General features: G+C 32.7%; 12 protein-coding genes and 1 tRNA gene. 8 read left to right on the top strand and 5 right to left on the bottom strand.

Annotation, left to right across the window (positions count from 1 at the left end; genetic code table 11):
* Nucleotides 1–106 precede the first annotated feature (106 nt).
* Complete coding sequence (locus A9G36_RS06385; RefSeq protein WP_034946358.1) at nucleotides 107–787, top strand: hypothetical protein; 681 nt, start codon at nucleotides 107–109, stop codon at nucleotides 785–787.
* A 380-nt stretch (nucleotides 788–1,167) separates the two neighbouring features.
* Here the strand turns inward: A9G36_RS06385 and A9G36_RS06380 are convergent.
* Nucleotides 1,168–1,244: transfer RNA gene (locus A9G36_RS06380), tRNA-Val, on the bottom strand.
* A gap of 231 nt (nucleotides 1,245–1,475) precedes the next feature.
* Here A9G36_RS06380 and recQ point away from each other — a divergent pair.
* Nucleotides 1,476–3,305 (top strand): DNA helicase RecQ, encoded by a 1,830-nt coding sequence (gene recQ, locus A9G36_RS06375; protein WP_065585520.1) that lies wholly within the window; start codon nucleotides 1,476–1,478, stop codon nucleotides 3,303–3,305.
* 306 nt (nucleotides 3,306–3,611) lie between these two features.
* Here the strand turns inward: recQ and A9G36_RS06370 are convergent, their stop codons facing one another.
* Nucleotides 3,612–5,651: an acyltransferase family protein gene (locus A9G36_RS06370; protein WP_065573994.1), complete on the bottom strand. Its 2,040-nt coding sequence runs from the start codon at nucleotides 5,649–5,651 to the stop codon at nucleotides 3,612–3,614.
* Between the two features lie 444 nt (nucleotides 5,652–6,095).
* Here A9G36_RS06370 and dnaX point away from each other — a divergent pair, with 444 nt between their 5' ends.
* From dnaX to ruvB, 4 genes are all read left to right on the top strand, one after another.
* Nucleotides 6,096–8,207, top strand: a complete 2,112-nt coding sequence (gene dnaX, locus A9G36_RS06365; protein ID WP_065585534.1) for a DNA polymerase III subunit gamma/tau — start codon at nucleotides 6,096–6,098, stop codon at nucleotides 8,205–8,207.
* Between the two features lie 36 nt (nucleotides 8,208–8,243).
* Nucleotides 8,244–8,582 carry a YbaB/EbfC family nucleoid-associated protein gene (locus A9G36_RS06360; RefSeq protein WP_034946353.1) on the top strand — a complete coding sequence of 113 codons (339 nt, stop codon included), beginning with the start codon at nucleotides 8,244–8,246 and terminating at the stop codon, nucleotides 8,580–8,582.
* Between the two features lie 423 nt (nucleotides 8,583–9,005).
* Complete coding sequence (gene ruvA, locus A9G36_RS06355; protein ID WP_065585519.1) at nucleotides 9,006–9,614, top strand: Holliday junction branch migration protein RuvA; 609 nt, start codon at nucleotides 9,006–9,008, stop codon at nucleotides 9,612–9,614.
* 14 nt (nucleotides 9,615–9,628) lie between these two features.
* Nucleotides 9,629–10,633, top strand: coding sequence for a Holliday junction branch migration DNA helicase RuvB (gene ruvB, locus A9G36_RS06350; RefSeq protein WP_034946348.1), 1,005 nt, complete (start codon nucleotides 9,629–9,631; stop codon nucleotides 10,631–10,633).
* A 72-nt stretch (nucleotides 10,634–10,705) separates the two neighbouring features.
* On the opposite strand, the gene cysK is transcribed toward ruvB, so the two are convergent.
* The 3 genes from cysK to yfbV form a co-directional block, all read right to left on the bottom strand.
* A complete protein-coding gene (cysK, locus tag A9G36_RS06345; RefSeq protein ID WP_065569576.1) occupies nucleotides 10,706–11,671 on the bottom strand; it encodes a cysteine synthase A in 966 nt (321 codons plus the stop codon).
* 397 nt (nucleotides 11,672–12,068) lie between these two features.
* Nucleotides 12,069–12,575 (bottom strand): primosomal replication protein PriC, encoded by a 507-nt coding sequence (priC, locus tag A9G36_RS06340; protein ID WP_065569575.1) that lies wholly within the window; start codon nucleotides 12,573–12,575, stop codon nucleotides 12,069–12,071.
* An 11-nt stretch (nucleotides 12,576–12,586) separates the two neighbouring features.
* Nucleotides 12,587–13,042, bottom strand: coding sequence for a terminus macrodomain insulation protein YfbV (gene yfbV / locus A9G36_RS06335; RefSeq protein WP_065569574.1), 456 nt, complete (start codon nucleotides 13,040–13,042; stop codon nucleotides 12,587–12,589).
* Nucleotides 13,043–13,236: 194 nt separating this feature from the next.
* On the opposite strand from yfbV, the gene A9G36_RS06330 reads away from it, so the two are divergent.
* Together A9G36_RS06330 and pta are read left to right on the top strand one after the other, a co-directional pair.
* Entirely contained in the window at nucleotides 13,237–14,442 is a 1,206-nt protein-coding gene (locus A9G36_RS06330) for an acetate kinase (RefSeq protein ID WP_034946338.1), read from the top strand.
* A 66-nt stretch (nucleotides 14,443–14,508) separates the two neighbouring features.
* The gene (gene pta / locus A9G36_RS06325) at nucleotides 14,509–16,659 is read left to right on the top strand and encodes a phosphate acetyltransferase (RefSeq protein WP_065573993.1); all 2,151 of its coding nucleotides are present in this window, start codon (nucleotides 14,509–14,511) and stop codon (nucleotides 16,657–16,659) included.
* Nucleotides 16,660–16,829 lie beyond the last annotated feature (170 nt).

Below are 16,829 nucleotides of genomic sequence, written 5' to 3'. Positions count from 1 at the left end.
ATTGACTGAAATTTTCTTAAATTTTCGGGTGTTAGCTAAATTTATGTAATCTTATTAACAATATTATAATTAATTTTATTTGTTATTTTTATTAATAAAGAAATATATGAAGCAATATAAAAAACGTTATCTATACAATTCTAACAAAACAAAAAAATTTTTATTTAGTTTATTAATTTTAAAATTAGGAACGTGTATAAAAAGAAAAATGACAGTTAAATTGGGTATTTTATCTGTCATTTTAATATTTAATGGTTTAATTACTGCTAATGCGTCTCTTTCAGCTGTAGCCGTTAATTCTATTCAAGGGTATAAAACAGAATTTTTTGTAAATGTGCCGATAATTGATAAGTTAGGGTTTAATTATAAAGGCACAGACTATAATGAAAAGTTGGGAAATATTACAAGTGATAAGGTAAAATTTTTTGATAAAACAGCTAAGCTTGGCGATTTTGTTATTAAAAGCTATTTTATTCCGAAAATTTTAGAGGATGATATTAATGGAACTATATTCGATCCTAATGAACCTATTTCAAGTACAATAGAGTATATTTGGAAAGATAATAGTAATAAAATCATAGATAAAGCTGATTATGATAATATAGCTTGTAGTCATGATAAATATACTATGCCATTAAAATTAGAAATCACTTTAAAAGATATTAAATATCAAACAATATATGTTGATTCTAAAAGCAATTTTGTAAGTACCGCTAAATCCCCCTTAGCGCAAATTGAACCCTTGATCAAAACATATCAAATTGCTATACCTGAAACTTGTTTGTAAAGCCCAATAGAATCATATTGGGTTTATCTATGTAATAGCTTTAGGTAATAAACGATAAAGCTAGCAACAATGAGAAATGGAGGTTGAGATAATTAGGGTTGAATAATCGTGAAAAAGATAATCCAAATACGAATCTAGGTAGTGGTTTTATGCAAGATTATGTAGCTAATCAGGGATGAATATAACTCGTAGTAGCAAATCATATCTATGAGTAGTTTGATTTTTTAATATGAATTAGCAATGATGAAATCATAGAAGAACAATCCAAAATGTAATTTATTTGAAAGAATATATAAAGTTTAAATTGCTGTTAGAAAATGGCTTGTTTTGCTTCAAACAAATTAAATAAGGCTAGTAAAGTTCACAAAAAAGATTTAACTTGGTACGCCCGGGTGGACTCGAACCACTGACCCCCACCATGTCAAGGTGATGCTCTAACCAACTGAGCTACGGGCGTAAATTTAAAACACGCAAATATTAGCTCTCAAATTAATTCCTAGCAAGTAAAAAAATTTTTTTTTGCTTGTTTTTTCGACTGTTGAACGTTTTTGATTATAAAAAAGACATTATTTGCCAGTTTATCTTGTTTATATAAACTAAAATTGTAAACAATTATTCATTGAAGGTGGTTTGTTGCCATGATTTTAGCTATACTCGGCAAATCAGTAAGAAGTAACTTTAGGTTAGTATGTCGATAAAAGATCAGATTGAAACGGTTCTACATAATGTTTTTGGTTATAAATCATTTAGAAATCAACAAAAAGAGATCATTGAATCAATTATCGAGGGATGTGATACATTAATTATCATTCCAACAGGTGGCGGTAAATCATTATGTTATCAAATTCCGGCAGTAATATTACCTAAAACAGCTTTGGTAATCTCACCACTGATATCCTTAATGAAGGATCAAGTTGATCAGCTAGCGGCTAATGGTATACCAGCAGCATACCTTAATGCTACGCAATCGACAGAGGAACAGCAAAAAGTTATTGGACAATATCTCAGTCATTCTATAAAGCTTTTGTATATTTCTCCTGAAAGATTGGCACTATCTTCTTTTCAAAGTTTAATTGAGCAAAATCCTCCCTCTTTATTTGCAATTGACGAAGCACATTGTATTTCGCAGTGGGGGCATGATTTTAGACCTGATTATCGTCAATTAGGACAACTTTCATCACGATTTCCAAGTGTCCCAATTGTTGCGTTAACGGCAACTGCCGATAAAATGACACAAAGCGATATAATAAATCAGCTTAAGTTGGTTAATCCATTAGTGGTTGTGCGGAGCTTTGATCGTCCAAATATCCGTTATACGGTTGTTGAAAAATATAATTTAACTGAGCAAATTGTGTCTTTTATTGAAACGCAAAAAGGTAACAGTGGCATTATTTATTGTTCAAGTCGTTCCCGAGTTGAAGATATGACCACTAGATTAAGTAGTCGTGGTTTTTCTGTTGCAGCTTATCATGCTGGATTAACTAATCAGGAACGTCAACAAGCACAAGAAGCATTTTTAAAAGACGATGTTCAAATTATAGTTGCAACAGTGGCATTTGGTATGGGTATCAACAAACCCAATGTTCGTTTTGTTATTCATGCAGATTGTCCAAGAAGTATTGAAGCTTATTATCAAGAAACAGGTCGGGCAGGGCGCGATGGTGTTCCTGCTGAAGTAATATTGTTATTTAATGCTAATGATTTGAGTTGGTATCGACAACAAATAAGCGAAAAAATGGATGGTCAACATAAAGAAGTTGAATTGCATAAAGTTGATGCAATGCAGTCTTTTGCACAAAGCCTAACTTGTCGTCGAATAGTATTACTTAACTATTTTGGTGAACAAAGGCATGAGCCTTGTAATAACTGTGATATTTGCCTTTATCCTCCGGAACATTATGATGGTTTGGTGGATGCACAAAAGGTATTATCCTGCATTTATCGTGTTGAACAGCGTTTTGGTGCACAATATGTTGCTGAAATTTTACGGGGTTCTAACAGAGCCAAAATTAAAGAAAATGGCCATGATCGTTTATCTGTATATGGTATTGGAAAAGATCATTCGATAGATTATTGGTTAAGCATAATTAGACAATTAATTTATCATGGGTATCTAATTCAAAATTTTGCCGCTCATAATACACTTCAATTAACTGAAGATGCTCGACAAATATTAAAAGGTGAAATTGCCTTATCTTTGGCTAAACCTAGGCTTGAAGTAGTTAAGAAAAGCCGCTTAAATCGTTATGCTCGGGCGATTAATTTAACTACGATTCTATCTTATGAAGAGCGTATTTTATTTGGTAACCTTAAAAAATTACGAAAAAATATTGCTGATGATGAAAATGTACCTCCTTATATTATTTTCAGTGATGCCACATTACTTGAAATGGTTCAAACTACGCCAGAAAGCAAACAACAATTACTCAATATTACTGGTGTAGGTAAAATAAAATTAGAAAAATATGGTAATTTATTTTTAGATAAAATTAATGATTTTATATTAAAAAATAGCTAATATTAATCAAGTCTAATTTAGGACAAATTAATAATATGAGCGCTTCTTTGAAGTATTAGATAATAAATAACATAACAAATGGAAGTGCATATTATATGAATGTAAATAGGCTCATCGTTAGAAAAAATCAGTAAATTTATGGGATATAATTCTTATATTAAAAGGCAAATTTAATTATTATAATTTTGTATCTGTTCTATATTAAAAACTTAAAAAAACCTTATATTTAAATTCGTTGAAAGAATAAACTATAAGGTTTTATAAACTGTAAAATAGATGTTTAGCTTAATTTATTAGCTAAATCTTTTAAAAAGATCGTGCAATTTTAACTATAACAATAATATCTGGTTTTTCTTTGCTTTCTGCTAGCTCTTTAGGCAATATTGGCAATTGTTCATGCCAATGTCCCATAAAACGCACATTTTTAAAAGTTGCAGAAAAATACTCTCTTAATGCTCGAGAAAAAGAATCACCAATAACCCATACTTTTTTATCAATAGGTGCTAAAGAGTTAATACAATCTTCATTATTTCCAAAAGATATATGTGTAAAGCCTATATAAGTACATTTAACATCTTGAGGTAAATTAAAAGAAACTTTAAAATTATCATCATTATGAAAGGTTAAATCTTTCTTTTTTAATCCAGCAATATCAGCAATGTCACCATATTTACTATCAATTAATGTAAATTTGACATCAATAAGAGGGATGCCAAGCTCTTTTAAAAAGCCAGTATAGGCAATATAAGCACCTTTTGAATTCCAATGTGAATCAGTGCGATGGTAAATAAAATTTTCATTTTCTTTAGCTGCAACTGATAAATCAGGCTCTGAATCATAAATGATTAAATTTTTATTTTTACGTAATTCAGTAAGAAAGAAGTCTATATACCTTACTTTAGATAAATGAATCTGATCAGGTAAATATTCTGGGTAAATTCTAGCTTTATCTGCACCAATCAATAAGACAACTTTGGTGCCATATTTAGTGGCTTCCTTAGTAATATTGCCAAAAATTTTAGTTGATGCTTTGAGTTGCTTTTCTGTTGGTCTTATTGATAGCGTTAATTTTCTAATAATTTTTTCATTTTTATCGCCTAAAAATAGAAAATCATCTTTTCCCTGAACCCAACGAAGAGAGTTACCCCTATCAATGTTAAATCTTTCGACAAATATTTTGTCTGCAAATTTTGTGTATTTTTGAGTTTCATAAAAACAGAAAATAATTAACACAGGAATAAGGTAATAACAACAAAATGAAAATTTGAAACTCTTCTTATTTTTCCGGCAGGGTGTTTCTATGAAAAAATAACTCAATAAAGATAATATAAAAGTTGTAATAAGGACAGATAAGATTTCAATTGGCGTAGTTAAATCATCGATAATTAAGTACTGTTTCAACAAAGAGATAATTGGCCAATGCCATAAATAAAGCGAGTAAGATATCAGACCAATAAATACAAAAGGGCGATAAGATAACATTTTGAATAAAATAGTGTCTTTATCAGAAAAGTATAAAATTAAGGCTGAGCCAACAACTGGAATAACCGTTATAAAACTTGGAAAAAGAAAATCATTTGATATAAAGATAATTGAACATACGGTAATAGTAAATCCCATTAATGAAAAGAAATTTTTATAACAAGAATTTCCCTTTAAATTGCCAAGCCAGCTTGAATTGGTATTATTTTCAGTAGAGATAATGCCAACAATAGAGCCAATTAGCAGTTCACCAGCCCGACCGGTAAAGAGCGAATAATAATTTTGGCGGCTAAGATAATAATAATATGGTGAAATTTGCGCTAAGCAAAATGATAAAAAAGCGATCACACCTAAAACAAATAATACTTTATTTTTATTACATTTTATTTTTAGTAAAAAGAGTAAGATAAAAGGCAAAATGATATAGAACTGCTCTTCAACCGCTAAACTCCATGTATGCAGTATTGCCATATTGTCAGCGGAAAGGTCAAAATACCCACCTGTATTTTTGGCAAAAAAAACATTTTCCGCAAAATAAGTTGTAGATTTAACACTTTTCAAAAATATTTCAAATTCGTCTGGCGATAGTATATACCAAGCAAAGAAAGAAGAAGTAAATATCACTACAAAAAATACGGGTAAAATGCGATTAATTCGGCGTTGATAAAAATTTTTGAAAGTAAATTGGCTAGTTTGCATTTCAGTGTAGATTGTTTTTGTAATCAAGAATCCTGAAATAACAAAAAAAATGTCAACACCAATAAATCCACCTGGCAACCAAGCGTTATTTAAATGAAAAATGATGACAGATAAAACAGCTAAAGCTCTTAGTCCATCAATATCAGCTCTGTATTTAATGCTCATAAAAATACAACCATGTGAAAGTAAAATGAAAAAATCAGAAATTAAACAATATAAACTACACTTGTTTAAGTGCTATTTTATTTAAAAATAATTTTCTATAATTTTTTCATGAGGTTAAGTTTTTTGTTTAAGGGCTGATCTTATATAGGTTTGTCTTTAAAGTCAATGAAGAGAATTTAGTGTTACTAATATAAGATTGAAAAATTTGAAGCATAAACGATTAGAGTTGCATTCCTATAAATATTAAGAAGCTAATGCTCTTCACCTTTCAGATTAATTTGGTATTAACCGCTTGATGATAATTAAACATAAGAGTTATAAATTTTCTTAATTATTAAACAGATTAGGGAGAAGATTTATGAATTGGTTATCCTACATTAAAGACTATCTTGTTGGGTTATGATATGATCTGTATCAATTTATTAGCAATAAGCAATGGTGATTATGAGTTATCAAGTTTTAGCTCGCAAATGGCGACCAAAATCATTCTCTGAAGTGGTAGGACAACAACATGTTTTAAAAATTCTTTCAAATGCGCTTTCGCTTGGAAGAGTTCATCATGCTTATCTGTTCTCAGGAACCAGAGGTGTAGGAAAAACTTCAATTGCTCGTTTATTAGCAAAAGGATTAAATTGTGAAAGCGGTATAACGGCAACACCATGTGGTACTTGTGATAATTGTCGCGATATCGAATTAGGGCGATTTGTTGATTTACTCGAAATTGACGCAGCTTCACGTACAAAAGTTGAGGATACTCGAGAAATTCTTGATAATATTCAATACTTACCAACTAAAGGGCGCTTTAAAGTTTATTTAATAGACGAAGTTCATATGCTATCGCGTAGCAGCTTCAATGCATTACTTAAAACGCTAGAAGAACCCCCAGAGCATGTTAAGTTTTTGTTAGCAACGACAGATCCGCAAAAATTGCCAATTACTATTTTGTCTCGTTGTTTACACTTACATCTGAATGTATTGGACACTACACTTATTGAACGTCAACTTACTCATGTTCTAACGTTAGAACAAATTGAACATGACCCAAAATCTGTGCATTTATTGGCTAAAGCAGCTAATGGAAGTATGCGTGATGCTTTAAGTTTGACAGATCAAGCCATCGCCCTAGGAAATGGCAAAGTTGATGTAATATCAGTTACCGTTATGTTAGGTACACTAGATAAATCTATACCGTTTTCGATAGTTGAGGCGCTTTATCAAAGTGATGGTAATGCATTAATGCAGCAAATTGAAGCTGCAGCTAGGCAAGGTGCAGATTGGGATAATTTATTAGCAGAGACTATTACATTATTACATCAAATAGCATTATTACAAGTAGTACCAACTGCTTTAGGTGACTATACTGATAACGAAGAACGTATTCGTTATCTAGCACAATATATGGCGCCAAATGATGTTCAATTGTTTTATCAAATTTTGCTAATGGGAAGAAAAGAACTAGCTTTTGCACCAGATAAGAAAATTGGTGTTGAAATGAGCTTTCTTCGAGCTTTGGCTTTTATACCAAAGGCGGTTGATTTAGTTGAGATGCCAACCTCTTCCTCAGTAACAAAAGATGCACAACCACAAAAACAATTGCATACAGCAAAAACAAATGTCGCAACACCAATAAAACAACCAGTTAAAGTTAATATTGGTTCGTCTACAATAAAGGATGAATTGCTTTATCAAGTACCTCAACCAATGGAGTCCGGTACAACTGACAAACAACAGCATCAAGCAAAACAAAAAAATGTGCTGAATGTTGATTCAAATGAAGAAAAACAAGAGCTGCAAGCGCCAGATGATGTTTCATCTATAACTAAAAGTATTTTAGAAATGCGTATGCAATTGATAAAAGAGGAACAAAATCCAAAAAAGCCTGAATCGGTTGAGCAAACTCAACCACAACCACAACCACAACCACAACATCTTAATGTAAGCGAATCACTAAGCCAGAAAAATGGCATCTCAAAAGTTATAGATAATGTCAATAAACTTGATAATATTCAACATAATAATGAAGAGGAAATTACAGCTGAGAACTATCAATGGCAATCTCGTGGTTTAGTTGAAGTTAAAGATGATTTACTTATTAATACTAAAACATTTCGTGAGTCGCTAAATGGTGATAAAACCCCTGAAATGTTAAAAAAATTAATTGATGAAATGGCAAAAAAAGATGCATGGTGCGCTGAAATTGAGCAGTTAGACTTACCACCATTAATTAAGCAGATCGTCATTAACTCATTTATTGAGCAAATAGATAGTAATAATATTGTTTTACATACGCGATCATCTGTAAAACACCTAATTAATTCAGTAAATAATGTTGCTAAAGTTGAAAAAGCATTAGCCAAGTATCGACAATGTACATTAAATGTGAAAATTATTATAGATGATAACCAAACGAATAAAACCCCTTTAGAAATGCGTGAAGACTTATACCAACAAAAAGTATTCCAAGCAAAAGCCACAATAAATAGCGATCCAAAAGTAGCACTGATTTGTCAATATTTTGAAGCCAAGATTGATGAAGCTAGTATTCGTCCTGTATAATTATGGGCTAAATATATTTAATAATGAGGAAGAATTATGTTTTCAGGTGGTAAAGGTGGTTTGGGCAATTTAATGAAACAAGCTCAACAAATGCAAGCAAAAATGCAACAAGCTCAAGAAGAAATTGCTAAATTAGAAGTTACTGGCGAATCAGGTGCAGGTTTAGTTAAAGTTACTATAAATGGGGCTCATAACTGTAAACGTGTTGAAATTGATCCTTCTTTAGTTTCCGAAGATGATAAAGAAATGTTAGAAGATCTTATTGCAGCAGCCTTTAATGATGCTACTCGCCGTTTAGACGAATCACAAAAAGAAAAAATGGCACAAGTAACTGGTGGAATGCAATTACCACCAGGTTTTAAAATGCCATTTTAATTATCAATTATTTAAAATATGTTAATGTTTTAAATAGGGCGTCGACTCTATTATTAATTGAAAAAGAGCGGAAATTCAAAAGAGCTTAATTTTCGCTTATTAATTCAAGGTTATTTCCCAATAAAAATAAAATCATTTACTACTTTTCCTTATTGTAAGTAATAACATTCCACTTTTTTGAATATATTACATAAATCATAGATCTCAATTTTAGCTCAACATTTTGACTGTCTATTTATACAGTTTTTCTTTATTATTTTTATTCTATCAGGTAAACTAACTAACTAACATTAGTTTTAATGTAAATTGTCAATTAGCATCATCAAAAATTCAACTTTTATGCTGCTATGTCATAATGACATTTGAATTTAAATTATTATTGGCGATTTTTGAAAGCAACATAAATTGTACTGAGGATACATTGTGATAGGTCGTTTACGCGGAACAATTATAGAAAAGCAACCCCCTAAAGTACTGATTGAAGTCGGAGGAGTAGGTTATAATGTTTTTATGCCTATGACTTGTTTTTATGAGTTACCTAATAATGGTCAAGAAGTAATGGTATTAACTCATTTTATTGTTCGTGAAGATGCACAGCTATTATATGGTTTTAATCATGAACAAGAACGTGAATTGTTTCGTGAATTGATAAAAGTGAATGGTGTTGGTCCCAAATTAGCTTTAGCTATTTTATCAGGGATGTCTGCTCAACAATTTATTAATGCCGTAGAACAAAGTGAAATAAAAACACTCGTTAAATTACCTGGGGTTGGTACAAAAACCGCAGAACGATTAATTGTTGAGATGAAAGATCGGGTCAAACGTTTAGGTGAAGAGTTATCTGTCACTAATATGATCATTGAGACAGGCGAACACAAAAAATCATCCAACCAAATTGAAAGTGAAGCAATTTCGGCATTAATCGCATTAGGTTATAAACCGCAAGAAGCTAGCCGTATCATTAGTAAAGTCATCAGTCATGATATGGATTGTGAAACACTCATTCGTGAAGCATTAAAATCGGCGTTATAAAATAAGGATTAAGTATGATTGAAGCGGATCGTTTGATTGCACCACAAGTTCAAAAAGAAGAAGAATCGCTAGATCGTGCGATTCGTCCTAAATATTTGGATGAATATATTGGCCAACCTCAAGTGCGAGAGCAAATGAAAATCTTCATTCAAGCAGCAAAACAACGTAAAGATGCACTTGACCATGTATTAATTTTTGGACCTCCAGGATTGGGTAAAACCACTTTAGCTAATATAGTTGCCAACGAAATGAACGTTAATTTACGCACTACTTCAGGCCCTGTACTTGAAAAAGCCGGTGATTTAGCTGCTATGTTAACAAATCTCGAACCAAATGATGTGCTTTTTATTGATGAGATTCACCGACTTTCCCCAGTTGTAGAAGAAATTTTATATCCAGCTATGGAAGATTATCAATTAGATATTATGATTGGCGAGGGGCCAGCTGCACGTTCGATTAAAATAGATCTTCCACCGTTTACGTTAATTGGAGCTACAACAAGAGCAGGTTCACTAACCTCGCCACTTAGGGATCGTTTTGGTATTGTGCAACGTCTTGAATTTTATCGAGTTGAAGATTTGGAATATATTGTGAGCCGTAGCGCTAAATTTTTAGGTATGGATTTATCAGATAAAGGCGCACATTTAATTGCTAAACGTTCACGAGGAACCCCTCGAATTGCCAATCGCTTATTACGTCGAGTAAGAGATTATGCGGATGTTAAATCAAAGGGAATCATTGATGAGAAAATAGCAATGCTAGCACTTGATATGCTTGATGTTGATAATGAAGGTTTTGACTACATGGATCGCAAATTATTACTTGCAATTATTGAAAAATTTATGGGTGGTCCTGTTGGTTTAGATAATATTGCTGCAGCTATTGGTGAAGAACGTGAAACAATAGAAGACGTGCTTGAACCATTTTTAATTCAACAAGGTTATATTCAAAGAACCCCTCGAGGTAGAATTGCAACGCCACATGCCTACCGTCATTTTGGGATTATTCAAGACAATTAATTATAAATAAGAACACATAAATATAAAAAGCGTAATGATTATGTTATTACGCTTTTTGCTCTCAAATTAGAGTTAATCTAATTCCTTTCCTGTAAAAACCCTACTAAATAAATCAGTACTTAAATAACGTTCACCAGAAGATGGTAAAATAACTACAATCATTTTATTAGCATTTTCGGGTAATTTTGCTAAGCGATGGGCTGCAAAAACGGCTGCACCAGACGAGATTCCTGCTAATATGCCTTCTTTTTCCATTAATTCACGAGCTGTTTCGATAGCCTCTTCGTCCGATATCCTTTCAACCCGATCAATTAAACTTAAATCAAGATTTGCAGGAATAAAACCAGCTCCAATACCTTGAATCTTATGCGGACCTGGTTTAATCGGCTTGCCTGTTAGCGCTTGGGTAATTACTGGTGAATTGGTTGGCTCAACAGCAACTGCAGTTATAGCCTTACCCTGCACATTTTTAATATAACGTGTAACGCCAGTAAATGTGCCGCCCGTTCCTACGCCTGCGATAAAAATATCGATTTGACCATCGGTGTCTTGCCATATTTCCGGACCGGTTGTTTTTTCGTGTATTTCAGGATTGGCTGGATTACTAAATTGTTGCAGCATGATGTTTTTTTTAGGATTGCTAGCAACAATTTCTTCGGCTTTTTCAATAGCACCTTTCATGCCCTTTGCTGCTTCGGTTAATACAAGGTTAGCGCCAAGTGCTTTAAGGAGTTTTCTACGTTCTATACTCATACTTTCTGGCATAGCTAAAGTTAATTTATAACCTCGAGCTGCGGCAACGGCCGCAAGCGCAATACCTGTATTGCCGCTTGTTGGCTCGATTAATTTGACATTTGATGTTAACAAACCACGTTTTTCGGCGTCCCAAATCATGTTTGATGCAATACGACATTTCACACTAAAACTTGGATTACGCGATTCAATTTTAGCTAAGATATTACCACGACCAAAATGTTTTAAGCGAACAAGTGGAGTATGGCCGATAGTTTGTGAGTTATCATCAAATATTATACTCATAAAAGAATCCTTAATAAGTGGCTTTAAATAGGGTAGCACAGAGTTATGATAGCTAATAATACTAACATTATAAATATAACCCAAAAAGATGATACTAACTAATACTTATAATATTCATTTAAGAGATAAAAATTAATTTTTTAAATACCAAAAAATAAATGAAAAAAAGTAGCCGTGAATTTTACAGATTAATGTCTTATTACGAGATTAACTGGCTTAAATAGATTAAAATGCTATATTAATTCAAAAACATCATTGCCTTCGATAAATATATAAAATATGTTTTAAATATTTAAAAAGGAACCATCAAAAGTGAAAGAAAATTATAAATATACAACATTTGCATTTTTGATTAGTCACATTCAAAAACAGATTTAGACCGTAATATTTTAAAAAGCTAAATACTAATATCACTTTCTATTTCTAATTCAATTTTTCTTATTGCTTGCTCACAACGGTAAATTCGGTTATCAAGTGAAGCAATTTTAACAGGATCGGTAAATTCAGGAGAAAGTTCCAATTCAAATTTCATTTCTTGTAATCGTCGTAAATAATCTAAATGACGTGAATGTTTTTCATAAAGTGTTTCTTTTATAAAGGAATCTTGTTCTTTTTTACGCAATTGATGAGTTGCTAATTCACGGGTTAAAGCAGTAATTTGATTAACTAATGTTTCGGATAAAAAAGTAATCTGCTCAATTTTTTGTGACATTACATGATGAACTAAAGATAGATAAGTTTGCTTAATTTTTTCAAGATAGAACGCATTATCAGTAACTATTTTACTCGTATGAAATAAATGCTCATCAAAATAATGTTCTTGATATTGCTTTTGTTCTGATAAAGTAATTTGTTGTTCAAGCATATCAATTTGTGTTTTAAGTCGATTTAATAAATTTGGCATTATTTTTAATCTTATGAATTAAGTGATGTATTGTCATCTTCACCAAAATAACTTCCCAAATGAATTTTGGATAGATTAATGAGTTTCATAAATGCTTCAAAAGTTAGTTTATCAGCAGTATTTTTATTCTTAACTAATATCTTTCTTTCAATAAGTTTTAGTTCAATACGATTATAGCAATCGACTAAATTAAGTGGTAAAGGCGAATGTGCACGTTTACCAAGCCAAAAAATACCTTGCAAGGGTAGGCTTATGGAAAATAATATTGTAATTACTGTAACAGCTAATTGTGCAGGTAAATAGTATTGCCATACTAATAAACCAATAATAATAGGTGGTAAATATTTTTTTGCGGTTTTTATGTAGTTAATGATTTTTAATTCCGGAAACGAATAAATGAGCTCTTTATCTTTAGGGCAAAGCTGCATATACCGTTGTCCAAGCTTAAAAGTATTAACTAAATTCATATGTAGGGGATTCCTCGACATTCACTTGTTATTGTCTTAAAATAACGCCATCCAAATTGGAGACTCTTTTTATTTTATCTTAAAATATAAGATATCAGAAGTCACCTTCGTGTAATCACATCGATTTAAATCATGTGTTGAGTTACCAATTTTGATTGGTATATATCTTTTTTATTCAAATTATAGGAATTACTATGTCATCAAGTAATAACGCTCTTGTTCTTAATTGCGGAAGCTCATCATTAAAATTTGCCATTATAAACCCTGAAAACGGTGATGAATTTCTTTCTGGATTAGCCGAATGTTTTAACCTTCCTGATGCACGTATTAAGTGGAAACTTGACGGTGTTAAAGGTGAAGCATCTTTAGGTGCAGGCGCTGCACATAGTGAAGCAATTAAATTTATTGTTGATAGTATCTTCCCACAAAAACCAGAATTATTAGATAGTATTAAGTCTATTGGACACCGAATTGTTCATGGTGGCGAAAAATACACTCAATCAGTTGTAATTGATGATTCAGTATTAAAAGGTATTGAAGATGCAGCAGCATTCGCACCTTTACATAACCCAGCGCATTTAATTGGTATTCGTGAAGCGTTTGCTGCATTTCCACATTTAAAAACTAAAAATGTTGCTGTTTTTGATACTGCATTCCATACAACAATGCCAAAAGAAGCTTATTTATATGCTATTCCAAACGAATTATACACAAAACATGGTATTCGTCGTTATGGTGCACATGGCACTAGCCATTATTACGTTAGCCGTGAAGCTGCAAGATTATTAAATAAACCAGTTGAAGAAACTAATGTTATTACTTGTCATTTAGGTAATGGTGCATCAATTACAGCTGTTAAAAATGGTGAATGTGTTGAAACTTCAATGGGATTAACGCCACTTGAAGGTTTAGTGATGGGAACACGTAGTGGTGATATCGATCCTGCTATTATGTTCTTCTTACATGACAATTTAAAAATGTCTGTTGGTGATATTAATAATCTTTTAAATAAAAAATCGGGTTTATTAGGTTTAACAGGGGTAAGCAGCGATTGCCGTTATGTCACTGATAATTATGAAACAGATGAAAATGCTAAAAATGCGTTAGATGTTTTTGTTCATCGTTTAGTGAAATATATCGGTGGTTATGCAATGTTATTAGATGGACGTTTAGATGCCATTATCTTTACCGGTGGTATTGGTGAAAACTCTGAAGAAGTTCGTCGTATGGCATTACAAAAATTAAGTATTCTTGGTTTTGAACTTGATCAAGAACGTAACCTTGCTGCACGTTTCGGTCAAGGTGGAACAATTACTAAAGATGGCTCAGCAATTGCAATGGTGATTCCTACCAATGAAGAACTCGTTATTGCTCAAGATGCTGCACGCTTAACTGCTTAAAAAACAATTAAAACCGCCTAATGGCGGTTTGTTTTTATTTAATAAAGAATTAAGAGGAAATTAATTATGTCTCGTACAATTATGCTCATTCCAACTGGTACCAATGTGGGGTTAACAGGTGTGAGTCTTGGTGTTATTCGAGCTATGGAGCGTCAAGGTATAAACTTAAATGTATTTAAGCCAGTTGCACAACCAAGAGCCGGAGGGGATGCACCAGACAACACAACAACCTTAGTGAGCAATAACACATCAATTCCAACGCTTAAACCACTAAAAATGAGCCATGTTGAAAACCTATTAGGGCTAAATCAACAAGACGTATTAATGGAAGAAATCGTGGCGCTGTATGCTGAAAACACCAAAGGTGCAGATGTTGTTTTAGTTGAAGGTATTGTGCCAACTTCGGATTACCCTTTTGCAAATGAACTCAATAATAACATTGCTAAAACACTGGGTGCTGAAATTATTTTTGTTGTTAACATGGGGAAAGATACACCAGAACAACTCAAAGATCGTATTGAAATTGCACGTTCTAACTTTGGTGGTATCAAAAATGAAAAAATTGTGGGTATGATTGTAAACAAAGTTAACGCCCCAGTTGAAGAACAAAACCTTGCTCGCCCGGATGTTGCCGAAATTTATCATACCCCTAAATTCGATGATAAAAAAATCACTATCGAGGATTTAAATAAACATAGTCCATTGCCAGTTCTGGGGTGTATTCCTTGGAATATGGATTTAAGTGCTTGCCGTTCTATTGACATTGCAAAACATTTTGGTGAAAAAATTATTAATGAAGGTGACATCAAAAACCGCCGCATCAAACATATATCTTTCTGTTCTCGTAGTGTGCCAAATATCATTAGTCATCTTCAACCAAATGCATTATTAGTGACGTCTGCTGATCGTGCTGATGTATTAGTGACTATCAGTTTAGCAGCCATGAATGGTATGGCAATTGGTGGTGTGCTTTTAACTGGTGGCTATGAAATCGATGAAAAAATCGCAAAATTATGTCAACCAGCTTTTGATACAGGCTTACCGGTATTTACCGTGCAAACAAATACTTTCCAAACTTCTATTAATTTACAGCAATTCAATTTAGAAATTCCTGTTGATGATAAAGAGCGTATGGAAAATACCCAAAATTATGTCGCTGATCATATTGATATTAATTGGGTGAAATCATTAAATGAAGTTGTAGCTTCTGCTCGTCGCTTGTCTCCTCCTGCATTCCGTTATCAATTAACTGAACTTGCACGTAATGCGAAAAAAGTAGTGGTATTACCAGAAGGTGACGAACCAAGAACAGTTAAAGCAGCAGCAATTTGTGCTGAACGTAACATTGCAAAATGTGTACTAATTGGTAATCCTGATGAAGTACGTAAAGTAGCTGCTTCACAAGGTGTAACTTTAGGCTCTGGTGTTGAAATTGTCGATCCTGAAAATATCCGTGAAAAATATGTTCCTCGTCTAGTTGAATTACGTAAAAACAAAGGTATGACCGAAGTGATTGCTCGTGAGCAATTAGCTGATAATGTGGTACTTGGTACAATGATGCTTGAAGCTAATGAAGTTGATGGCTTAGTATCAGGTGCTGTACATACAACTGCTAATACTATACGTCCACCATTGCAACTAATTAAAACTGCGCCGGGTAGCTCACTTGTTTCATCGGTATTTTTTATGTTAATGCCTGATCAAGTTTATATTTATGGTGACTGTGCGATCAACCCAGATCCAACGGCACAAGAACTGGCAGAAATTGCAATTCAATCAGCTGATACCGCCATTGCTTTTGGTATTGAGCCACGTGTTGCTATGATCTCTTATTCAACAGGTAGTTCAGGTCAAGGTGCTGATGTTGAAAAAGTTAAAGAAGCAACTCGTATTGCTCAAGAAAAACGCCCAGATTTAATGATCGATGGTCCATTACAATATGATGCAGCGGTAATGCCTGATGTAGCAAAATCGAAAGCACCAAATTCGCAAGTTGCAGGTAAAGCGACTGTATTTATCTTCCCTGATCTTAATACCGGTAATACAACTTATAAAGCAGTACAACGCTCAGCGGATCTTGTTTCAATTGGTCCAATGCTACAAGGTATGCGTAAACCCGTTAATGACTTATCTCGAGGTGCATTAGTTGATGATATTGTCTACACGATTGCTTTAACAGCAATTCAATCTGCACAAGAGCAAAATGCTAATAATTAATTTTGTCTAATATCAATAAGGGGGAGTAAAATCCCTCCTTTTTCAATGTAGACTTACCTAACACATTATTCAAATCCGAAATAGCTAAAAAACTCTCGATTTTAAACTCAATAAATAAAGTAACCATTCTATTTTCAAATCAATTAGTTAATAAATTAACGCTTCTTTAA

The sequence above is a fragment of the Gilliamella sp. Choc6-1 genome (assembly GCF_001690385.1).
Lineage (GTDB): Bacteria > Pseudomonadota > Gammaproteobacteria > Enterobacterales > Orbaceae > Gilliamella > Gilliamella apicola_A.
This window is presented reverse-complemented; position numbering and strand designations above follow the sequence as displayed.